General features: G+C 38.5%; 19 protein-coding genes and 3 tRNA genes. 18 read left to right on the forward strand and 4 right to left on the reverse strand.

All coding sequences use genetic code 11. The features are described from left to right. Window positions 1-129: 129 nt before the first annotated feature. The 9 genes from mfd to ACP3VS_RS21390 all read left to right on the forward strand — a co-directional run bounded on the left by mfd (window position 130) and on the right by ACP3VS_RS21390 (window position 9,892). Window positions 130-3,639, forward strand: a complete 3,510-nt coding sequence (mfd, locus tag ACP3VS_RS21350; protein ID WP_012291885.1) for a transcription-repair coupling factor — start codon at window positions 130-132, stop codon at window positions 3,637-3,639. A 247-nt stretch (window positions 3,640-3,886) separates the two neighbouring features. Further along, window positions 3,887-4,423: a stage V sporulation protein T gene (gene spoVT / locus ACP3VS_RS21355; protein WP_012291886.1), complete on the forward strand. Its 537-nt coding sequence runs from the start codon at window positions 3,887-3,889 to the stop codon at window positions 4,421-4,423. Window positions 4,424-4,582: 159 nt separating this feature from the next. Next, window positions 4,583-6,205 carry a putative polysaccharide biosynthesis protein gene (locus ACP3VS_RS21360; protein ID WP_012291887.1) on the forward strand — a complete coding sequence of 541 codons (1,623 nt, stop codon included), beginning with the start codon at window positions 4,583-4,585 and terminating at the stop codon, window positions 6,203-6,205. 9 nt (window positions 6,206-6,214) lie between these two features. Beyond that, a complete protein-coding gene (gene mazG / locus ACP3VS_RS21365) occupies window positions 6,215-7,684 on the forward strand; it encodes a nucleoside triphosphate pyrophosphohydrolase (protein ID WP_426389904.1) in 1,470 nt (489 codons plus the stop codon). After that, a complete protein-coding gene (locus tag ACP3VS_RS21370; protein WP_008180273.1) occupies window positions 7,681-7,971 on the forward strand; it encodes an RNA-binding S4 domain-containing protein in 291 nt (96 codons plus the stop codon). Before mazG ends, ACP3VS_RS21370 begins: the two co-directional genes overlap by 4 nt. A 139-nt stretch (window positions 7,972-8,110) precedes the next feature. Next, the gene (gene yabP / locus ACP3VS_RS21375; RefSeq protein ID WP_004229167.1) at window positions 8,111-8,410 is read left to right on the forward strand and encodes a sporulation protein YabP; all 300 of its coding nucleotides are present in this window, start codon (window positions 8,111-8,113) and stop codon (window positions 8,408-8,410) included. Continuing rightward, complete coding sequence (gene yabQ, locus ACP3VS_RS21380) at window positions 8,407-8,898, forward strand: spore cortex biosynthesis protein YabQ (protein WP_012291889.1); 492 nt, start codon at window positions 8,407-8,409, stop codon at window positions 8,896-8,898. Before yabP ends, yabQ begins: the two co-directional genes overlap by 4 nt. A 17-nt stretch (window positions 8,899-8,915) precedes the next feature. After that, window positions 8,916-9,320, forward strand: coding sequence for an FtsB family cell division protein (locus tag ACP3VS_RS21385; protein WP_012291890.1), 405 nt, complete (start codon window positions 8,916-8,918; stop codon window positions 9,318-9,320). 134 nt (window positions 9,321-9,454) lie between these two features. Continuing rightward, window positions 9,455-9,892, forward strand: coding sequence for a S1 domain-containing RNA-binding protein (locus ACP3VS_RS21390; RefSeq protein ID WP_008180281.1), 438 nt, complete (start codon window positions 9,455-9,457; stop codon window positions 9,890-9,892). A 90-nt stretch (window positions 9,893-9,982) separates the two neighbouring features. Here the strand turns inward: ACP3VS_RS21390 and ACP3VS_RS21395 are convergent, their stop codons facing one another. The 4 genes from ACP3VS_RS21395 to ACP3VS_RS21410 all read right to left on the reverse strand — a co-directional run bounded on the left by ACP3VS_RS21395 (window position 9,983) and on the right by ACP3VS_RS21410 (window position 10,616). Beyond that, window positions 9,983-10,234: a hypothetical protein gene (locus ACP3VS_RS21395; protein ID WP_012291892.1), complete on the reverse strand. Its 252-nt coding sequence runs from the start codon at window positions 10,232-10,234 to the stop codon at window positions 9,983-9,985. Window positions 10,235-10,378: 144 nt separating this feature from the next. Further along, window positions 10,379-10,450 (reverse strand) — tRNA-Glu (locus tag ACP3VS_RS21400). Between the two features lie 5 nt (window positions 10,451-10,455). Next, window positions 10,456-10,532 (reverse strand) — tRNA-Met (locus ACP3VS_RS21405). A 9-nt stretch (window positions 10,533-10,541) separates the two neighbouring features. Continuing rightward, window positions 10,542-10,616 (reverse strand) — tRNA-Gly (locus ACP3VS_RS21410). 435 nt (window positions 10,617-11,051) lie between these two features. Between ACP3VS_RS21410 and ACP3VS_RS21415 the strand changes: the two genes are divergently transcribed. The 9 genes from ACP3VS_RS21415 (at window position 11,052) to cysK (ending at window position 22,801) form a co-directional block, all read left to right on the forward strand. Then, window positions 11,052-13,436: a SpoIIE family protein phosphatase gene (locus tag ACP3VS_RS21415; RefSeq protein WP_012291893.1), complete on the forward strand. Its 2,385-nt coding sequence runs from the start codon at window positions 11,052-11,054 to the stop codon at window positions 13,434-13,436. A 37-nt stretch (window positions 13,437-13,473) separates the two neighbouring features. Next, on the forward strand, window positions 13,474-14,880 hold the full coding sequence (gene tilS, locus ACP3VS_RS21420) for a tRNA lysidine(34) synthetase TilS (RefSeq protein WP_031416125.1): 1,407 nt from the start codon (window positions 13,474-13,476) through the stop codon (window positions 14,878-14,880). A 67-nt stretch (window positions 14,881-14,947) separates the two neighbouring features. Further along, window positions 14,948-15,490, forward strand: a complete 543-nt coding sequence (gene hpt / locus ACP3VS_RS21425) for a hypoxanthine phosphoribosyltransferase (RefSeq protein ID WP_012291895.1) — start codon at window positions 14,948-14,950, stop codon at window positions 15,488-15,490. Window positions 15,491-15,771: 281 nt separating this feature from the next. After that, a complete protein-coding gene (ftsH, locus tag ACP3VS_RS21430) occupies window positions 15,772-17,796 on the forward strand; it encodes an ATP-dependent zinc metalloprotease FtsH (RefSeq protein ID WP_036160354.1) in 2,025 nt (674 codons plus the stop codon). Window positions 17,797-17,958: 162 nt separating this feature from the next. After that, a complete protein-coding gene (locus ACP3VS_RS21435) occupies window positions 17,959-18,792 on the forward strand; it encodes an aldo/keto reductase (RefSeq protein ID WP_031416128.1) in 834 nt (277 codons plus the stop codon). Between the two features lie 178 nt (window positions 18,793-18,970). Further along, complete coding sequence (locus ACP3VS_RS21440; protein ID WP_031416130.1) at window positions 18,971-19,738, forward strand: type III pantothenate kinase; 768 nt, start codon at window positions 18,971-18,973, stop codon at window positions 19,736-19,738. A 21-nt stretch (window positions 19,739-19,759) separates the two neighbouring features. Continuing rightward, a complete protein-coding gene (hslO, locus tag ACP3VS_RS21445) occupies window positions 19,760-20,641 on the forward strand; it encodes an Hsp33 family molecular chaperone HslO (protein WP_031416131.1) in 882 nt (293 codons plus the stop codon). Continuing rightward, the gene (locus ACP3VS_RS21450) at window positions 20,625-21,596 is read left to right on the forward strand and encodes a peptidyl-prolyl cis-trans isomerase (RefSeq protein ID WP_031416132.1); all 972 of its coding nucleotides are present in this window, start codon (window positions 20,625-20,627) and stop codon (window positions 21,594-21,596) included. The genes hslO and ACP3VS_RS21450 overlap by 17 nt, the downstream gene beginning before the upstream one ends. Before the next feature lie 275 nt (window positions 21,597-21,871). Next, entirely contained in the window at window positions 21,872-22,801 is a 930-nt protein-coding gene (cysK, locus tag ACP3VS_RS21455; RefSeq protein ID WP_012291901.1) for a cysteine synthase A, read from the forward strand. Window positions 22,802-22,890 lie beyond the last annotated feature (89 nt).

Consider the following 22,890-nt stretch of genomic DNA (forward strand, 5'->3'; position numbering starts at 1 on the left):
TTGACACACTTCATGTGTGTTCAAGGCTTTTTCCATTTCGTAAAATGGCTAATAAATAAAAATATATAAACTAGCACTAGAATACTAGTAATGACAAATGGAATTTTATGCTGAAAGGAGCTTTTGACTGTGGAAGTTTTACGACAGCTTGTGTCGCGGGATAAACATATTACATCATTTTTACAGGATATTCAGAGCGGTCAAACTGCATCGCAGCTGATTACAGGTTTAACTGGAAGCGCACGTCCCGTTATGGTCGATGCGTTATTTGAATATGTAAAGAAGCCGATTTACATTGTTTCTCCTAATCTACTGCAGGCGCAAAGAATGGTGGATGAGCTTGCTGGACTATTAGGTGAAGAAAATGTTCACTATTACCCGGCTGACGAATTTATTGCTGCAGACCTTTCCGTGGCCTCTCCAGAATTACGAGCGGAACGAATCGCAACGCTTGATTGCTTAGCTAGAGGTGAGAAGGCTGTTTATGTAATCCCTGTTGCCGGTTTAAGAAAGATCATGCAGCCGAAGGAACATTGGCTACACTATTTTTTACAAACAACTGTGGGCGATGAAATTGAAGTGGATGCATGGCTACAAACATTAGTTGAAATGGGCTATGTACGTAATTCCATGGTGACTACACCTGGCGAATTTGCCTTACGTGGAGGCATACTTGATATTTATCCACCGTATTTAGCATCACCTATTCGTATTGAATTATTTGACACAGAAGTAGATTCTATAAGAACATTTTCGGCAGATGATCAACGTTCTATTAATAAACTACAAAAAATTCGTATACTTCCTGCCTCTGAGGTTATTCTTACAAAATCAGAAAGACAGACATTGGCAGAACGTTTAGAAAAAGCGTTAGGGGCAAGCCTAAAGAAAGTTAAAAGGCAGGAGACCAAAGAACTCCTTTATCAGCATATTCAGTATGATATTGAATTGCTACAACAAGGGAATCTTCCAGACTATGTCAATAAATATGGATCATTATTATATGATAAATCGGCTTATTTAGGCGACTATTTTGCCCAAGATGGAATTGTTCTGTTTGATGAGCTTGGACGCATCCAAGAAGTTATGGACGCTTGGGAACGTGAAGAAGAGGAATGGTTCTTATCTTTAATTGAAGAAGGGAAAATGGTTCATGATGTTAAACCAGCCTTCACATTAAAGGAAATAGTGGCCATGCTGTCGCAACAAAAGCTTTCCTTTTCATTATTCTCACGTACATTTTCGGGAATAACGTTTAATAAGACCACTAACTTTTCTTGCAAGCCAATGCAACAATTTCACGGTCAAATGGCCTTGTTACAAAGTGAGATTGAACGTTGGTTACTTGGGAAGTTTACAGTACTCATCGTAGCTAGAGATAAAGAGCGTGTGAAGCGTGTTCAGCAAATGCTAGAAGAGTATGATATCCATGCAGCGATAGGTGAGCCTACAGAGCCTGGAATTTATATTGTCGATGGAGCATTGTCAAGTGGTTTCGAATTACCACTCCAACGTATGGCCATTGTAACAGAGGATGAGCTATTTAAGCAGCAGGCAAAGAAAAAAGCACGTACGCAAAAAATGACGAATGCTGAACGTATTAAAAGCTATACGGAAATTAAACCTGGTGATTATGTTGTTCACGTTCACCACGGAATAGGGAAATACATTGGTGTAGAAACGTTAGAGGTAAATGGAACACATAAGGATTACTTGCATATTCGATATCGTGCAGACGATAAATTATATGTACCTGTCGAGCAAATAGACTTAATACAAAAATATGTGGCATCAGAGGATCGTGAACCGAAGCTACATAAATTAGGTGGCGCAGAGTGGAAAAAAGCGAAGGCCAAGGTATCATCTGCTGTACAGGATATTGCAGATGATTTAATTAAGCTTTATGCGAAGCGGGAAGCTGAAAAAGGGCATGCTTTTACACCTGATAATGATGATCAACGTAACTTCGAGGCAATGTTCGCCTATGAAGAAACTGAGGACCAGCTACGTTCTATTGTTGAAGTAAAAAGAGATATGGAGCGTGAGCGTCCTATGGATCGCCTAGTTTGTGGTGACGTAGGCTATGGTAAAACAGAAGTGGCTATCCGTGCAGCATTTAAAGCTATTCAAGATGGCAAACAGGTTGCCTTCCTTGTCCCTACGACCATTTTAGCCCAGCAGCATTATGAAACAATTCGTGAACGCTTCCAGGATTTTGCTATTAATGTGGGATTGCTATCACGCTTCAGGTCTAAGAAAGAGCAAACAGCTACATTAAAAGGGCTAAAAGAAGGGCAAGTCGATATAGTTATTGGAACACACAGAATCTTATCGAAGGATTTAATATTCCAAGACCTTGGTTTGTTAATTGTTGATGAAGAACAACGTTTTGGTGTAACGCATAAAGAAAAAATTAAGCAGTTAAAAACAAATGTCGATGTGTTAACTTTAACAGCAACACCAATTCCGAGAACACTCCATATGTCAATGGTAGGCGTCCGAGATTTGTCTGTTATTGAAACACCACCAGCCAATCGATTCCCAGTTCAAACATACGTGATGGAACATAGCGGGGCACTAGTACGAGAGGCAATCGAAAGAGAGATGGCACGTGGCGGACAAGTGTTTTACTTATATAATCGCGTAGAAGATATGGCTAGAAAAGTTGAGGAAATTCAAGTGCTTGTCCCAGAGGCACGAATAGGTCATGCACATGGGAAAATGTCAGAGACTGAATTAGAGTCAGTCATATTATCCTTTTTAGAAGGCGATTATGATGTACTTGTAACAACGACTATTATTGAGACTGGTGTAGATATTCCTAATGTCAATACTCTAATTGTTCACGATGCTGATCGAATGGGCTTAGCTCAGCTCTATCAATTGCGTGGGCGCGTTGGGCGTTCTAACCGGGTAGCCTATGCCTATTTTATGTACCAGCGTGATAAAGTATTGACAGATGTTGCCGAGCAAAGATTACAGGCCATTAAAGAATTTACGGAGTTGGGATCAGGCTTTAAAATTGCTATGCGAGACTTATCTATTCGAGGAGCTGGGAACTTACTTGGAGCCCAACAGCATGGCTTTATTGATTCAGTTGGTTTTGATTTATATTCACAGATGCTTCAAGAGGCAATTGCAGAGCGTCAAACAGGTGTGAAAAAAGAAGAAAAACCTGAGATTGAAATTTTATTAAGTGTCGATGCGTATATTCCTGATGTCTATATTCCTGATGGATACCAAAAAATTCAAATGTATAAACGTATTAAAGCAATGGATCAGGTGGAAGAGTATGGTGAAATCATGGAGGAATTAGAAGATCGATTTGGTGATCTTCCAATTGAAACAGAGCGTTTACTACGTGTAGCACGAATGAAAGTATGGGGATTAGGCGCGGGAGTCATCTCTGTAAAAGAGAAGCAGAAGCTTATAACTATATTGTTGTCTGAACAGGGGACGGCAAATGTTGATGGTAGTAAAATTATTGAAGAATCCATGAAATTTGAACGTGCTGTTGGTTTTGGTATGGATGGCATGCAATTAAAACTAACGATTGATGAGCGGAAATGCGGAAAATATCAACCCTTCGACATTTTGGAAGAGCTGATGCAAATTATTGATAAAGCAAAGAAGCTATAGTAGATGGCAGTCCTATCTTTTCAAATAAAGATAAGACTGCCTTTTTTCGTTACAATTTTAATAAATGTATTATAGAAACTTATTCCTTGGGTACTCTAATAAGGAGTTGATTGATGTAATGCAAATTTTTTTGAAAAAATTAATGGTTGTGAAATCCTTTTTCTTCAGTTTTTGCATAGATTGCTCAAATAAAAACCATACTATAGTTGAATAAAAAATTTTATTGTAGCGAAAGCGAGGCATTAGAATGAAGGCAACAGGAATTGTTCGTCGTATTGATGATTTAGGGCGTGTAGTTATTCCAAAAGAAATTCGTAGGACGCTACGTATTCGTGAAGGCGACCCGCTTGAAATTTATACGGACCGTGAAGGTGAAGTCATATTAAAAAAATATTCTCCGATTAACGATTTAGGAGAATTTGCAAGAGAATATGTTGAAACATTATATGAAACATTAGGAACACCAGCATTTGTCACAGACCGTGATGAAGTGATTGCCGTAGCAGGGATAGGTAAAAAAGAATATATCAATCGTCGTATTACGTCCTTTGCAGAAGGCTTCATGGAGGAGCGCTCTACAAAGATTGAAAAAATGGAGACATCTATTGAAATTGTTCCTGGACAATATGAGCAAGTAAAATCATATTGTGCAACACCTATTATGGTGAATGGTGACCCAATTGGCTGCATTATAGTATTGTCTAAAGTGCATTTTGTTGGTGAGGTAGAAGTAAAAGTAGTGGAAACAGCTGCAAACTTCTTAGCGAAACAAATGAATAGCTGATGCATGTAAAAGTTATTGCGATGACCTTTAAGGCCGAGTAATAACTTTTTTTGCGTACATAAATATAGGCCAATTTAGGAACAGTAGTAGTGCCTGGCGCGTCAAACTTTTAAGATATGCTATACTATTGGCATTGTTAAGAAGGAAAGAGGGCAATTTATGTCGCAACGTTTTGGTATGAAAAGCTACATGAAGGGAGCGGCCTTATTGACAATCGCTGCCCTTATCGTAAAAGTCCTTAGTGCAATTTACCGTGTACCTTTTCAAAATCTAGTTGGTGATGAAGGCTTTTATATTTATCAACAGGTATATCCAGTTATTTCAATTTTCGTTGTTTGGACATCCAGTGGCTTTGCTATAGCCATTTCAAAAATGCTTGCAGATAATGATTGCATAGTTGATACAATAGAACGTAATGAAAAAAGAAGCATGATAATGCGTGTCGTTTTCCGTTATTTGACGGTGCTCTCATTGTTGTTTTTTGCTGTCCTATTTGGGGGGGCTGATAAAATAGCCCAGTTGATGGGTGATACTCAACTAGCACCGTTGATACGTACAGGCTCTCTTGTAGTATTGGTAATGCCGGCACTTGCTATTTTGAAAGGTGGCTTCCAATCTAGAGGGATTATGGAGCCTATTGCTTATGCTCAAGTGGTTGAACAGGCGATTAGGGTAACCGTTATTTTAACAGGAACATTTGTCATTATGACTACTACAAAATCTCTATATGCTGCAGGGAAAATGGCCGTTATTGGTACAGTGGTTGGGGAAATTATCGCATTTGTATTACTTGCCTATATTTTTTCTAAACGCTTTGGTCTATTCCGTGTGCATCTTCGTCTACACAAGGCTAAAAGCTTGCCTATTATGAAAGAAGTTACATGGCTTAGCTTAAGTGTAAGTATGAGTGGCCTATTATTACTTGGCTATCAGTTAGTTGATTCCTTTACAATCTATTCGTTATTAATCGATCATGGTATGGACTCTACAGTTGCTAAAGAAACGAAGGGGATTTATGATCGTGGACAGCCGCTAGTACAATTAGGAGTTGTTATCGCATCCTCTTTATCTCTTGCAATTGTTCCACTTGTTGCTCATCTATCGAAAAAACAAGAAGGTCGAAGTGCCATTCCATTTATCCAATTAACGTACAAAGCTTCTATCTTGTTTGGATGGGCTGCTTCGTTAGGATTAATGCTTGTTATGCCGTATTTAAATGAAATGCTTTTTAAAACCAATGCATTGTCCGAAGTATTAATTGTGTATGTATTCCAAATAGTGCCTTTATCAATTATTCTTACATTTACAGCCATTTTACAAGGCTATGGAAAATTAAAGAAGCCAGCATTATTCTTAATGATAGGATTTGTGTTAAAAATTATATTAAATGTTCGTTTGATAGGCTGGCTTGGTGTATTAGGAGCAGCTATTGCAAATGATATTGGATTATTAGTAACAGCATTCTTGCTTATTGTTTATTTAAAAACAATAACTGGTATTCAATTAGCATCCAAAGAATTTTATAAAAAAGTGGGGCTCGCATCAATAAGTATGGCAGTGGTCGTATTAGTATGGCTACAGCTGGTATCGGCTTTTTTAGGCCATTTACTGTCACCACGTTCAGTGGCTGTGATCGCAGGATTTACAGCTGTAGGCTTGGGGGCGTTTGTTATGCTTACAATGATTGCGAAGAAACGAGTTTTAGTAGAAAAAGAGTGGTATTTACTGCCGTTTGGACGTAGGATGGCTGTTTACCAACTATGGTTAAATTCAAAGAAGTAGGTGGAAATATTGAATACTTTAACTATTATTGGTCTAGGTGCAGGTGATTTTAATCAGTTGCAGATGGGCGTATATAAAAAATTAAAAGCTGCAAAAAAATTTTTTGTTCGTACAGTTGATCATCCGGTACTAGAGGAATTAGCGGCAGAAGGTATAACGTTTGAAAGCTTTGACAAAGTATATGAAAAACATGACGCATTCCAACCAGTGTATGCCGAAATTGCAGAATCACTTATAGCAGCTACCGCAATAGAGGATATTATGTACGCCGTACCAGGTCATCCATTGGTTGCCGAACAAACAGTCCAATTGCTTATAGAAGCAGCGAATGAGGGAACTTTCAATCTTGTTATAGAAGGTGGACAGAGTTTCTTGGATCCTATATTTGGTGCATTGAAAATTGATCCGATTGAAGGTTTTCAATTGCTAGATGGCACTAGCTTTTCCATGCATGACATTAATATGCGTCAGCATATCTTAATTGCCCAAGTGTACGATACATTTAGTGCTTCAGAAGTAAAGCTAACTTTGATGGAGAAATATGATGACGAGTACCCAGTGACAGTAGTGACGGCTGCGGGATCTTCGGAAGAAAAAATTGTTACTGTACCACTCTATGAGCTCGATCAAAGTGTGGAGGTTAATAATTTAACAACAGTCTATGTGCCACCTGTAAATTCACAGGAAGAGGCTTTAAGAGATTGGACAACATTCCGTACGATTATTGCAACATTAAGAGGTCCGAATGGCTGTCCATGGGACCAAAAGCAAACTCACGAGTCCTTAAAAAAATATTTACTCGAAGAAGCACATGAATATTTAGCTGCAGTAGACGCTGAAGACGATTTTGCAATGATTGAGGAACTTGGTGATGTGCTCTTACAGGTGTTTTTACATGCACAAATAGGTGAAGATCAAGGTTACTTTACGCTTGAAGATGTTTTAGCTTCTATTAGTGAGAAGATGATTCGTCGCCATCCACATGTCTTTGGAGATGTTACAGTGGAAGATGCTGATGGTGTTGTAGCCAATTGGGAGGCTATAAAGGCTGAAGAAAAGGGCATGACTGATAAACCACTATTAGACGGGGAGTATAGGGCGTCCTCGGCGCTACAGACAGCCTTTAATTATCAAAATAGAGCTGCCAAAGTAGGCTTTGACTGGCCGGATGTAGAAGGTGCATGGGATAAGTTTGCGGAGGAGTGGCAGGAATTTCGCCATGAAGTGACGAATGGCTCTAGTATATCCAGACTTGATGAATTTGGGGACGTATTATTTACATTAGTGAACTTAGCACGTTTCTATAAATTATCTCCAGAAGAGGCAATCCTGCATGCCAATGAAAAGTTTGCTAGACGATTTGGCTATGTGGAAGCTCAAGTAAAGGCAAGTGGAAAATCATTTGCTGACTTTACTTTAGATCAATTAGATAGGTTCTGGAATGAAGCGAAGCAACTAGAAAGGGAGAAAGAACTATGAGATTAGATAAATTTTTAAAAGTTTCACGTTTAATCAAACGTCGTACTTTAGCTAAAGAGGTGGCAGATCAGGGGCGTATCACTATCAATGAGAAGGTAGCGAAAGCAAGCAGTTCAGTAAAAGCTGGAGATGAACTGGCCATCCGATTTGGTCAAAAAATAGTAACAGCACGTGTAGAAGAAATACGTGAGACAGTGAAAAAAGAAGATGCAGCCAAAATGTTTACCATTTTGAAAGAAGAGAGACTAGAAAAAATTGAGCCTGAATTTATAGATGATGAAGAATAAATTTCTTTTTTAACCTCCTAATGTTGTTCCTGCTTCCATTTATGGATGAAAGTAATAGACAACTTAAATAAAGTTGTCATGCTTTGATGGTTGTCCGCATAAAGTGAACAGAAGCTAGGACGACTAAAGGAGGAAAAAAATGACGCTACATCAAGAAAGTAATCGTTACACAATTCCATCTGGAGAGCATATTTTAACGATTCGTAATCGTAAAAGAATGGACATGACTTCTGTAAAATCAATTGAACGCTTTGATCAGGAAGAGTTTTTCATTAAGACGTCCCAAGGGCATTTGTTAATCCGTGGAGAGGAACTGCATATCGTTCATTTAGATGTTGACAAAGGATTATTGACACTTGAAGGAACTGTAAAAACTTTACAGTACGACGAGGAGGAAAGTGGCTTCTCGAAGGGTTTCCTTCATAAATTATTTGGATGATTGTTAGTGAACAATTCTTTCAATTAATTGTCATGGTTGTGAGCGGTATAGCAGTTGGTTTCATTATTGATAGCGTAAGGCTTATTGTTTTCTCAACTCCAAAAAGGTCAAGCCTTCGAAAGTGGATGATGGTTTTTGAATTACTGACATGGATTCTACTTGGAGGGCTGACATATTATTTATTATTTTGGCTAAAAGACGGCGCATGGCGGGCATACGACCCGCTAGCGCAAATAGCCGGAATTTTTTTGTATCAATCATTTTTTCAAACTATTTTACGTTTCATAGCTAGAGTTTTGGTGAATATTACATGGAGACCCTTTTGGTTCATTGTGCGCTTCATCGTCTCTGTTATTCGACATATTTTGCAATTTTTATTAAATATAGTGATGATTGTTATAAGACCTTTTGTCAAAATTTATTCGTATTTGTCCTACACTTTTTTAAAAAAGTTACGATATTTGAAGTATAATAAAAAGCAACAATAATTTTCGGAGGTGCGGGCATGACAAGACGTCATTCATCAAATGATGAACAACAGAACTTTACAAAGCTTGATAATGACTATGTCCGTAACACGGATAAAGCTATAAATCGCAAGCAGCAGGCACGAAAACGTAAATTGCGTCGTATCGTCTTTTTTGCGATTGTACCAGTCATTATTATCGCCCTTCTCTTAAATGTGCTATCCAACCAACACGAAACATTAGCAATAAAAGAGAAATCAAAGGAAGAAGCGAAACAGCATCTCTCTGAATTGAAAGAGGAACAGGATTCTTTAAATCTAAAAATCAAACAATTACAGGATGATGAATATATCGCAAAACTATTAAGAAAAGAGTATTACTTGTCTGAAAAAGGTGAGATTATTTTTATAATTCCAGATAAGGAAGATAAAAAAGACGACTGAAAAGCTATGTATTGTTGACACACTTTTTTAGTTATATATAATGAAAAGAGAAGCTTATTGCAGTAAAAAGTTTAATTAAATTGATTACATGGCTCAAAAGAGTCGCTTAATTTTTAAGGAGGAGCATTTTTTTTATGTCAATTGAAGTAGGCAGCAAGGTACAAGGTAAAGTAACAGGAATCACAAATTTTGGAGCATTCGTTGAGCTGCCAGATGGCAAAACAGGCTTAGTTCACATTAGTGAAGTTGCTGACAATTATGTAAAAGATATCAATGAGCATCTAAAAGTTGGAGATGAAGTTGAAGTAAAAGTGATGAATGTTGAAGCGGACGGAAAGATTGGTCTTTCAATCCGTAAAGCAAAGCCTCAAGCTGAGAGACCAGAGCGTCCAGAGCGTCCAGCACGTCCACGTCGCGATAATCGCTCTAACGATCGTAACGACCGCCACCAGCCAAAAGAAAATTTTGAGCAAAAAATGGCACGCTTCTTAAAAGATAGTGATGAACGTCTAGCAACACTTAAACGTGCTACAGAGTCAAAACGCGGAGGTCGCGGAGCTAGAAGAGGGTAGTTTGCTGACTGTTTTAATCGTAGAAAAAGTGTATGATATAGAGTTGGGATTAGCTTTGATAAGAAGCTAATCCCTTTTTAGTGGATTGACCTATAAAGTTGAGGAAGGTCCTTTTTTCTTTTTGATAGGTGTAACTACTTTTTCATCGGCAGGAGCAATGGAAACTTTTTCTGCTGGATGAACAACCATTTTAACAAGCAAAAAGACTCCGTATACACTCACAGCGAGCCCGCAAAGTAGTAACATTATTTGAATAACAAATGGTAAATTAATAAGTATTGAAATAAGAATAATCATTGAGCCACTTCCACAAATTAAAGCAGCTTTAGTTAATGCGCTCAAGGAAAATAAACCTCCTAAAAATACAATCTTATATGTAGTATGCCATATTTTATACTTAGTCACATAGTTAAACCTTGGACACATCGACATTATAGAGTAAAAAATAGGCGTCTCAGAATATCATTCTGAGACGCCTATTTGAGATGACCCCTACGGGATTCGAACCCGTGTTACCGCCGTGAAAGGGCGGTGTCTTAACCACTTGACCAAGGGGCCTATTATGGTGGCGGCCGAGGGGATCGAACCCCCGACCTTACGGGTATGAACCGTACGCTCTAGCCAGCTGAGCTAGGCCGCCAATTTTTGATGGAGCGGAAGACGAGGTTCGAACTCGCGACCCCCACCTTGGCAAGGTGGTGTTCTACCACTGAACTACTTCCGCATGTCGTTTAAGCAACAAGTTAAATAATACAAGCCATTGGCGCTAGTGTCAAGAAAATTAATAAAAAATATCAAAAAATATAATTTGCAATAAAATTGGTTAAACAATATAAGACAGAGTCAGCTATATATAGCTGTTTTAGCGGATTTTTTGTTCTTAAGTAGAATTGTATCGCCGTCATTGGGAGAAAGTAGATAGCACGCCTATTTAAGAAGGTTTTATTTAAAAGGTCGATGAAATCTGTTGTATTGTCAGGGACAGATAACTTCACGTAGGTTCAAATTGACCGACAATTATAAAGGTAATTGTTGCCAATTTACGTATTTATGTATACGTATTCGTCGAAATGTTTATATTTTTTTATGCCAACGTCAGACAATCTTTCCGTGCATAATTCTTTATAATAGCCAAAAGTGCGGGAAAGGGGATAATTAAATGACAAGTATTGATTGGTATAATACAGCAGATGTAGACGACCGAAAGTTAGGGATCAAAAAGAAGCAAATCTTCATAGGCTCCCTATTTTTTTTAACATCCTTTTTTTTGGCTCAATCCGTTGTATTTGAAGCGGCCGTACCATTCTCAGTTCCTTTTTGGGCAATTATTCGAACAAAGTATAGGGAGTATGCCAAATTTGTTTTATTTGGAAGTTTGGCGGGCTGTTTTTTCCTAGGCTTTGGACAGGTCGTTATTTTAGCACTACAAATTATTATGTATGAATGTATTATGCGTTTCCGTTACTGGCGACTACCTCAAAGTATTGCCGTCTCTTTAGCGGTTCTATTAGTGCAATTTATGTGGCAAGGGGCGATGTATCAAGGCTTACCACCAGTGCTTGTACAATTTTATGTAGGCTGTGAAGCGGCACTAGCTTTAATTATGACTCTATTTATGCAAGTGCTTTTCGTCAACTCGTATGAATGGTTTACAAGCCATTGGACCTACGAAAAGCTCGGGTCAGGGTTAGTAGTGTTTGCTGCCATGCTTACAGGGATGCAAGCAGTTGTGTTTAGCTATTTTTCGCTTCCTATATTTTTATTGCAGCTTTTTATTTGTTTTGGGGCATTAGTTGGAAGTGTGCCGCTGGCAACGGTAATCGGAGCGGTATTAGGAACCCTCATTGGTGTTGCTAAGCTTTCCTTTACCGGCATGCTATCTGTTGCCACCTTAACAGGACTATGTGCAGGTATGGGAGCTAAAGGTGGTAGATTCGGTGTTGCCATTGGGAGTATCTTACCTAGTGTGTTTTTTTTATTTTATGATGCGACATTGCCATTAGATAGTGTGTATTTCACTTCCATTGCCATTGGAAGCGTTCTTTTCCTAACCATCCCAAGAAAATATTCAGATAAGGTGCGGGACAAGCTCTTCCCACAACGGGAGGAGGTTTTAATCGCAAGACAAAATTGGTTAACTGAACACGTCACATATAAATTAGAACATTTTCAGCATTTCGTGCAATTTATGAAGGAGCTGGTATTTGAGCGTTTTATGACCGCACCCGTTGAGGAAGCGAAGGAAGTATCCCCGATGAATACATGTTTAAGCTGTTTCCGCTATGATCATTGCTGGGGAGCACAAAATAATGGGATGGACAAGCTGATGACAGACTGGTTTCATATGAAGGGAGTAGGCAAGGAATCAGCCATTCATCGTGTAGAAGAACAAATGCGCTATAAATGCGTGAAATCGACAAAGATTTTTGAGGAGTTAGATACTGAATTATACAGAGAACGCATTAACGGGCAGTACTTTCATGGGAAAAAAATGATTGCACTACAGCTTCGTGATATGAGTAATCATTTAAACCAGTTAATTGCTGAAATGAAGGAGGATACGGTCTCTTTTGTAAGTGTTGAAAAGGATATTATTGAACGCTTAAAGGATGCCCATATTGAATGCTTTCAGCTTGATGTACTTAACAATAAGCCAGGAGCTAGAAAGATAGTTTGTGCTTTGGCGCCAGCGCGGGTCGATTGGGAAAAAGATACGACATTAGCTGAACGGATGATTTTGCCGATTCTTTACGAAATTTTTAATGAACCATTTGAAATTGAAAAAGTGGTGGCTTGTGAAATACCTTTTCGACATATTCAAATATGCTTTAGGTCAGCTATTAGCTTTGAAGTAGAGTATGATATATATAGCATGTCTAAAGATGCGACCTTGTATTCTGGGGATTCACACGCGCTTTTTCAGTTGCATCCAGGACTTTTTGCCATTTTGTTATCTGATGGTATGGGGCAAAGTAAAGAAGCGCAACATGAAAGTAGAAAATTAATACATTTAATGCGAGAGTGCCTTAATTACAATATGAATCCTGAAACCGCAATGCATACGTTGCATTATGTCATGTCGTTAAAGCAACAGGATGATATGTATGCAACCCTTGATTTTGCACTAGTTGATTTACAGCATGGTGATTTATGGTCGTGGAAGGCTGGGGGAATGTCGACCTATATTTTACGAGGGAAGGAAATCATAAAGGTTGAAAGCAATGCAGCACCTGTAGGTTTTTTATCTATTTCTGCAGTTGAGGCTGAAAAAAGAAAGCTAAAAGCTGGTGATGTCATTTTAATGCATTCAGATGGCCTGTTTTCTAGTGTTGCTGACTGGGATGAACAAGAAGAGACATTTTTAGCCTATGCACAGCAGGTAGCCAGTACAAATAATACTATACAAGAAAAACTAACAACGATTATGCAGTCATTCCAAGATTATTTTGAAATAGAAGATGATTGTACAGTACTCATGTTAGAGGTGACACATGTTGTACCTACATGGGCTGTATTTAGACCAGCTCAATATTCTGTGAGTTAATCATCTTTTATGTTATCGAAAAGGGGAGGAGAAGCGTTTGTCATTTGAATTAAAGATTAAGACATTTATTGAAAAAGAGCAATTATTACAGCAAGACGACCATCTTCTCATCGCCGTTTCGGGGGGAGTAGATTCTATGGCTTTACTTCATTATTTTGTTCAAACAAAAGAGCACTGGAACATTCGGGTGGAAGCAGTACATGTTGACCATATGCTGAGAGGAGAAGCTTCTGCGGAAGATAGAGCATTTGTACAAAAGTATTGTGATGATAATGGCGTTTATTTACATGCCACAGCGATCTCCATACCAACAATACTTGCAAAGGAGAATGGCAATATACAGCTAATATGCCGTAGAGAAAGGTATCGATATTTTAAAGAAGTCTTGTACGAAACGAATGCTAATAAGCTTGTAACTGCACATCATGCGGATGACCAACTGGAGTCAGTATTAATGGCCCTGACAAAAAATGCAACAATGAATAGCATGCAAGGCATACGCCCTCAACGACATTTTGAAGGAAAAACATTAATTCGTCCGTTTTTAACGGTTACAAAGACTGAAATAGGGGAATATTTACTTAGAAAAGGTTTAAATTATCGAGAGGATGCCAGTAATTCAAAAGATACTTATGTACGAAATCGTTTTAGACATCATGTGGTGCCTTTACTTGAAGCAGAAAACCCGAGAGTGACCGAGCAGGTGACTCATTTTACATCGCAATTGCAAGAAGACAATGCCTTTTTAATGACATTAGCCCAAGATGTATTTTCCAAAACCATTAAAAGAAGTAACGAAAATACATATAGCATGGAAATTGAGGCTTTTCAATTGGTACCACTTGCTTTACAAAGGAGGCTCATTTTAATACTATTAAACTATCTTTACAAAGATTCAAATACGATACAAAGTTATGCTTTATTGACTTCAATTTTAAAGCTTTGTGATACGACAGCAGGGTATGCTGAAATTCACTTGCCTGAAGATTTCCTTGCAGTTCGCCGTTACGGAAAATTAATAATTCGGAAGAATAGTTCAACAGAGGACCATGCTTCTTCTGAAAAAATAATTATTTCGGCTGCTAATGGGTGGACAACACTGATGAATGGTGAACGCTTATGCGTAGTCAAGTTGCACGATTTATCGTCCGAATTGATAACGGATACTGCACAACTTTTTTATTTTAACGCTAGCAAACTCCACCTTCCGCTCTATATTCGAGCACGCAAGGATGGAGACAGAATGCTGTTAAAAGGAATGGATCAGCCAAAACGCTTATCTCGCCTTTTTATAGATGAAAAGATTCCTTTAAATGAGCGGAATAGCTGGCCGTTACTGATTTCTCAGTCTGATGAGGTGGTAGCGGTAATTGGTGTGCGTATGGGAATGTTTTTTTCAACCACTCCGCAACCAAACGATGATACAGTGCTCATCGTAGACTAAGGTCTTTGTAAAATATTTCACCGTAATTGGTTGAAGATTTGTTGATACATCACGAGGAGGAATCGATATGTTACAAAATGACATCGAAAAAGTTATGATTACAGAAGAACAATTGCAAGAAAGAATTGCAGATCTAGGTGCACAATTAACAGAGGAATACAAAGATGCTTTCCCATTAGCTGTTGGTGTACTTAAAGGAGCAATGCCATTTATGACAGACCTCATGAAACGTTTCGATTCTTTCATTGAGCTAGATTTTATGGATGTTTCTAGCTACGGTAATGCTACCGTGTCATCTGGAGAAGTAAAAATTTTAAAGGATTTAAATACGAGTGTTGAAGGGCGTGACGTATTAATTATCGAAGACATCATCGATAGCGGTTTAACGTTAAGCTATCTAGTAGATTTATTTAAATATCGTAAAGCAAAATCAATTAAAATTGTTACTTTACTTGATAAACCATCAGGTCGAAAAGTGAACCTATCGGCAGATTATGTTGGTTTTGAAGTTCCGGACGGCTTTGTGGTTGGATATGGTTTAGATTACGCTGAAAAATATCGTAATTTACCTTATATTGGTATCTTGAAACCTGAAGTGTATTCATTTTAAGATAGAAAACCACCAGCTTTAAAAGTTATGGCCTCCAGCGCAGTCATATGTTTTTCGTTATGGTTAACATAATTCGAAATCTTGACACAATGTTCAGCTATTTCGAGCCTATGGAACAGGTACAATTACGCTGGGATGTATTAAGATGGCCTAAAAACTGTTTTGATAATAGCAAAAAATGAACGAAACATTTTTTAAGTAGGGCTTTTCGTTGTATGATGAAATCATGATATGTTAAGATTTTACTTATAATTTTTCTGTTTGTAATGAGGAGGCTGGAGATGAATCGAATATTTCGATATACCATATTCTATCTACTGATTTTCCTAGTGATTATCGGTATTTTTGGTACTTTCAATGGTGGTAAGTCACCAACGAAAGAGTTAACTTATCATGAGTTCCAACAAGCTCTAGATAAGAAAGAAATAACAAGTGCTACAATTCAACCTGATAAATCAGTTTACGTCGTTGAAGGTACATTGAAAGGTTATGAAAAGGGTCAAAGCTTTACAGTGAATATCCCTCGCGATAACCAATCATTAATGGATCGCATTGATGAGGCTGCTAAGGAAAAAAATAGTAATATTAAATATTTAGCGGCGCCAGAAACGAGCGGATGGATTCAATTCTTTACAGGGATTATTCCTTTCATTATCATCATTTTCTTGTTCTTCTTCCTAATGAGCCAATCTCAAGGTGGCGGTAATAAAGTGATGAGCTTTGGTAAAAGTAAAGCTAAACTTTATGATGACCAAAAGAAAAAGGTTCGTTTTACAGATGTAGCAGGTGCTGATGAAGAGAAAGCGGAGCTTGTAGAAGTTGTAGACTTCTTAAAAGACCATCGAAAATTCACAGAAATTGGTGCGCGTATTCCAAAAGGTATCTTACTTGTAGGTCCTCCAGGTACAGGTAAAACATTACTTGCACGTGCGGTGGCGGGCGAAGCAGGCGTTCCTTTCTTCTCTATTTCAGGTTCTGACTTCGTAGAAATGTTTGTCGGTGTCGGTGCATCACGTGTCCGAGACCTATTCGAAAATGCAAAGAAAAATGCACCATGTATCATCTTTATAGATGAAATTGATGCAGTAGGTCGTCAACGTGGCGCTGGTCTAGGCGGGGGTCATGACGAGCGTGAACAAACACTGAACCAGTTGTTAGTTGAAATGGATGGTTTCGGAGCAAACGAGGGTATTATTATCATCGCTGCGACAAACAGACCAGATATTTTAGATAAAGCGTTATTACGTCCAGGTCGTTTTGACCGTCAAATTACAGTAGGACATCCTGATGTAAAAGGACGTGAGGCGATTCTCAAGGTACATGCACGAAATAAGCCTTTAGCAGATACAGTTGATTTAGCAGCAGTTGCACAACGTACGCCAGGTTTCTCAGGTGCAGATTTAGAAAACTTACTTAACGAGGCCGCACTTGTAGCAGCTCGTAAAAGTAAACGTACCATTAATATGGCAGATATCGATGAAGCTTCTGACCGTGTAATCGCTGGTCCAGCTAAAGCGAGCCGAGTATATTCAGCCAAAGAGAAAAAACTTGTATCCTTCCATGAAGCTGGTCACGTAGTTGTGGGTCTAGAGCTTGATGAAGCAGATACAGTTCACAAAGTAACAATTGTTCCACGCGGTCAAGCGGGTGGATATGCCATTATGTTACCGAAGGAAGAACGTTTCTTTACAACAAGACAAGAGCTTTTAGACCGTATTGCAGGACTGCTTGGTGGTCGCGTAGCTGAAGAAATCGTTCTTGGTGAAGTCTCTACGGGGGCACATAACGATTTCCAAAAGGTTACAAGTATCGCTCGTGCAATGGTTACTGAATATGGAATGAGTGAAAATCTTGGTGCAATGCAATTCGGTTCAAGTCAGGGTGGAAATGTATTCCTTGGCCGCGACTTTAATTCTGACCAAAATTACTCTGATTCAATAGCTTATGAAATTGATAAAGAAATGCAAAAAATTATCGATACGCAATATGAGCGTACAAAACGTATTCTGACAGAGAAACGTGAGTTACTTGATTTAATCGCTAACACATTAATGGAGAAAGAAACATTAAATGCGCAGGAAATCGAGCATTTGCGTGATCATGGTGTTTTACCAGAACCAGAGGCTATCGTTGAGGGGAATAACACTCCGAAAGTGGAAGCGAAGCCAACGTTAGATACGATTGGTGAACCAGTTGTTGAAAAAGAGCTTTTAAGTAAAGACCCAAATCCAACAACTTTAGACCTTGCAAAAGAAGGCAAGGAATCTAATGATACACCTAAGGGTATCGACGAAAAACGTGAATAAATTGAAAAGGCTGTTTACTGTAAAATGAGTAAACAGCCTTTTTCTTTGCCTTTTATTATGAAGAAGCATTAGGATATTAGTGAAAGATAGCTACATGTGACTCTGCACTTATGATGTAGACAAGATGTATTTGTAAATAAAAATCGATAGGAGTGTTTGCGCATGGGAACTGTAACATTGAATAATGGACTTAAAATGCCTTTGGTTGGTTACGGTGTATTTCGTGTTCCGGAAGGTGAGGATTTAGCTGAAGCAGTAAAAACGGCTATTGCGAAAGGTTATCGAAGCATTGATACGGCACAAGTATATCGTAATGAAGAAAGTGTTGGACGGGGTATAAGAGCAGCCATTGAAGAAGGTTTGGTAACTCGTGAAGAATTATTTATAACATCTAAAGTTTGGAACGATGGACTTTCCTATGAAGAAACACTTGCTGCTTATGATAGCAGTTTAGAGAAGATAGGGTTAGACTATTTGGATCTTTACTTAGTGCATTGGCCAGGCATTGACACAAATTATTTGGATGTCTATAAGGCACTCGAAAAAATATATCAAGATGGCCGTGTGCGTTCAATTGGTGTTAGTAATTTCCATGTACATCATTTAGAATATCTTTTGAAAGAAGCTACAGTTGTCCCTGTTATTAATCAAATTGAATTCCATCCTCATTTAACACAAGAGGAAGTGCGTGCTTATTGTACAGACAAGGGTATCCAAGTAGAGGCTTGGTCTCCTTTAATGAACGGCGCATTATTGGAGGAAGCATTGATTCAAGAGTTAGCATCTAAGTATGGTAAAACGCCTGCTCAAATCGTATTACGCTATGATGTACAGCATAACGTTGTAACCATCCCGAAAACGATGACAGAAACTCGTATGATTGAAAACCTTGATATTTTTGACTTTGCATTAACAGATGATGAAATGACTCAATTGGATGCTTTAAATGACGGATTACGCTGTGGTCCAGATCCGGAAAAATTTAATTTCAAATAATTTTTTAAGGAGCGTCCTAACTAAGGATGCTCTTTTTTAAAGAAGGCTGGAATACTATTTCCTCGGATAAAAAGTATGGTATCATTTTCTAAAGTGTTTTAACTTCAAGTTAGATGGATAATGTAAGTTGTAACAGTAGGTTGACGAAAGTTACAATGATGATATGGGGGTGTCAACCTTGATTTTAGTTCTAGATGCAGGGAATTCTAATATTGTGTTAGGTGTGTATGATGAAAAAGAACAATTAGCCTTCCATTGGCGTATGGTGACAGACCTTTATAAAACAGAAGATGAATATGCTATGCAAGTTCTTTCGTTTTTTAATCATGCAGGTATTTCATTTGAACAAGTAACGGGCATTATTATATCTTCAGTTGTGCCACCGATTATGTATTCATTAGAGGCAATGTGTCAAAAGTATTTTCGAAAAAAACCTCTAGTAGTGGGTCCTGGTGTCAAAACAGGTTTGAATATTAAATACGAAAATCCTCGCGAGGTTGGTTCTGACCGTATTGTCAACGCGATAGCAGCTTTAGACTTATATAAAGCACCTTGTATTATAGTTGATTTTGGTACAGCAACAACCTACTGCTATTTAAACGAAAAAGGCGATTACATGGGTGGTGCTATTGCCCCAGGTATTACCATTTCTACAGAGGCACTTTATACGCAGGCTGCTAGATTGCCTCGTATTGAAATAGTAAGACCTGCACATATTGTAGGAAAAACAACCGTTTCCGCCATGCAGGCCGGAATTTTTTATGGCTTCGTAGGACAAGTTGAGGGCATTGTTAATCGGATGAAGGGACAAAGTAAAGAGGAACCATTAGTAATTGCTACAGGTGGATTAGCAAATCTAATTGCAGGGGAAACGCAAATTATTGATGTTGTGGATCCGTTTTTAACGCTAAAGGGTTTATATAAACTATATAAACGTAACCAATAAGAAATGAGGGACATTTCATTTATGAAGGACTATTTAGTTAGAGGTTTAGGATTTAATGGACAGGTTCGTGTGTTTGCTGCTCGTACAACAGCAACGGTTGCAGAAGCGCAACGTCGTCACGATACATGGCCAGTAGTATCAGCGGCTCTAGGACGCTCAATGACGGCGGCTGTCATGATGGGTGCTATGTTAAAAGGTGAAGAGAAGATCACTATTAAGATTGAGGGTAATGGTCCGATTGGTCCAATGGTAATCGATAGTAATGCACATGGAGAAGTACGTGGATTTGTCACGAATCCTCATGTTCATTTCGATTTAAACGAGCAGGGTAAGCTGGATGTTCGAGCAGGTGTTGGAACTGAAGGAGCTCTAACAATCGTTAAGGACCTTGGTTTACGAGATATGTTTTCGGGTCAAACGCCCATTGTTTCAGGTGAAATAGCTGAAGATTTTACTTATTATTTCGCTACATCTGAGCAAGTACCTTCATCAGTTGGTTTGGGTGTATTGGTTAATCCGGACAACACTATTCTTGCAGCAGGGGGATTTATTCTACAATTAATGCCAGGTTGTGAAGAAGAAACAATTAATGAAATCGAACAACATCTTGCTACAATAGAGCCGGTTTCGAAAATGATTGAAAAAGGCTTTACACCGGAGCAAATTTTAGAAGCTGTATTAGGCAATGGACATCTACAAATTTTAGATTCCATGCCAGTTGAATTTAAATGTCAATGTTCAAAAGAACGGTTTGGTGCAGCAATTTTAGGTCTAGGAATAGCAGAAATTAAAGAAATGATTGAAGAGGATGGCAGTGCTGATGCACAATGTCATTTCTGCTTAGAGACCTATCATTTTTCAAAAGAAGAGTTAGAAGGGTTTATTGATGAGCTCAAATCGTAATAGACGACCTTCTGCCACTGCAACAACAAACCAAACCCCTTTATTACAGCGCCGTTTAAAAACCAAACCAGCTTTGGCTGTCATTGCCATATTGTTATTAGGTAATATTTTATGGTTCATTGGATGGGTCATCCCAAATAAAGGTCAGGAGATTGGTAGCGACGAACAAGTCGCTGCCATTGACGGGGATGTTATCACGCGACAAGAGTGGATGATTGCTATGGAAGAACGATATGGCAAAGAAACCCTACAAAGTTTAGTCAATGAAACTGTAATGGAAAAGGCTGCAAAGACATATAAAATAAAAGTTACTGATCAAGAAATTGATCTCGAGTTAGCCTTAATGCGCTCTGCTCAAGATAAATTTGATACAGCGATGCAAAACCTTACTGCGGAGCAACTTCGCCAAAAAATTCGTTCACAACTTATTTTAGATAAGGTACTCACGAAAGATGTAGTGATAAATGAAGAGAGTATTGAAAAGTACTATGAGGAAAATCAGGGACTTTACAATACAAAAACAAGCTATCGTACCAATTTTATCGAGGTTGACGCCAAGAAAGCTGCTGATGAGGCGTTGGGTGAGTTAAAAAATGGCTCTGATTTTTCAGTGCTAGCCCGCGAGATTTCCTTAGACAGTGCTTCGGCAAGCCTAGGGGGAGATGTTGGTTTCCTGACGGAAAATCAGGAAAACGTGGACCCTGCCATTATTAATGCTGTGAAGTCTACAAAGGTTAATGAGGTAAGTAAAGCCTTTAAGTTAGATAATGGTCATTATGGCATTGTTCAGGTGCAAGAGATTTTAGAGGGACAATCCTTTACATATGACGATGTGAAAGAACATATCGAGCGTGAATTGGCTTTAGAGCAGTTGCCACAATCTGTTACACCAGAAGCGTTTTGGTCTGAATTTAATGCTACGTGGTATTATGGAGAATCTAAAAAAGAAAAATAATAAATAGAGGAATCTGCAAGTTGTTTGCGGGTAGCATGAGTCTGAAACAACTTGCAGACATTTGAAGTCATCAGAATGGACTTACCCGACAAATGTTGTAGATTCTTTTTATCTTTGTTCGATGTTTGATTGACTGTAAAATATTCTATCCACTGACGGTAGATAAATATTCTGAAAATACAAGTTTTATTTATTGACAATCGAATGGAAAAATTGATAAAATACAAAATAAGTAAAACCTATAAAAATAGTAGGGATTGGGAGTGGATTATTAAATGAGTAGATTAGCAAACTCAATAGCTGAATTAGTTGGTAAAACACCAATCGTTAAATTAAATCATGCAACAAGTGAAAATGAAGGTACTGTTTATGTAAAATTAGAGTATTTTAATCCGGGAAGCTCAGTGAAAGACCGTTTAGCTTTAGCAATGATTGAAGCGGCAGAAAAAGATGGAACGTTACAGCCTGGTGGTACGATTATCGAGCCGACGTCTGGCAACACAGGTATTGGTCTTGCGATGATTGCTGCTGCTAAAGGCTATAAAGCAATTTTAGTAATGCCAGAAACAATGAGTCTAGAGCGTCGAAACCTACTTCGTGCTTATGGTGCGGAGCTTGTCTTAACTCCTGGACCAGCAGGGATGAAAGGCGCGATTGCTAAAGCGGAAGAATTATCTGCAGAGCATGGCTATTTCCTGCCACAACAATTCACAAATCCAGCGAATGCTGTTATTCACCGTCTAACTACAGGTCCTGAAATTGTTGAAGCATTTGATGGCTTAACGCTAGATGCATTTGTAGCTGGGGTTGGTACGGGTGGTACTATTACAGGTGCTGGTTCCGTATTAAAAGAAAAGTATCCAACAATTGAAATTATCGCTGTAGAACCAAAAGATTCACCTGTTCTTTCGGGTGGTCAACCGGGTCCACATAAAATTCAAGGGATTGGAGCAGGATTTGTGCCGACAGTTTTAGATACAGATATCTATTCTTCTGTATTCCCTGTTGAAAACGAGGTAGCTTTTGAGGTAGCTCGTAAAGTAGCGCGTGAAGAAGGTATCTTATGTGGTATTTCATCTGGCGCTGCAATCTATGCTGCCATTGAAGCTGCAAAACGTTTAGGTAAGGGTTCGAATGTGCTTGCTATTGTGCCTTCTAATGGTGAACGTTACCTATCAACACCTCTCTATCAATTTGAAGACTAATATAAGTTAATACAAAAAGACTCCTACATGATGAGGGGTCTTTTTTAGTGCGCTTAGAATTTCATAGAGCCTTATAAAAATATTCGCTT

This window comes from Lysinibacillus sp. VIII_CA (genome assembly GCF_049943995.1).
Taxonomy (GTDB): Bacteria; Bacillota; Bacilli; order Bacillales_A; family Planococcaceae; genus Lysinibacillus; species Lysinibacillus pinottii.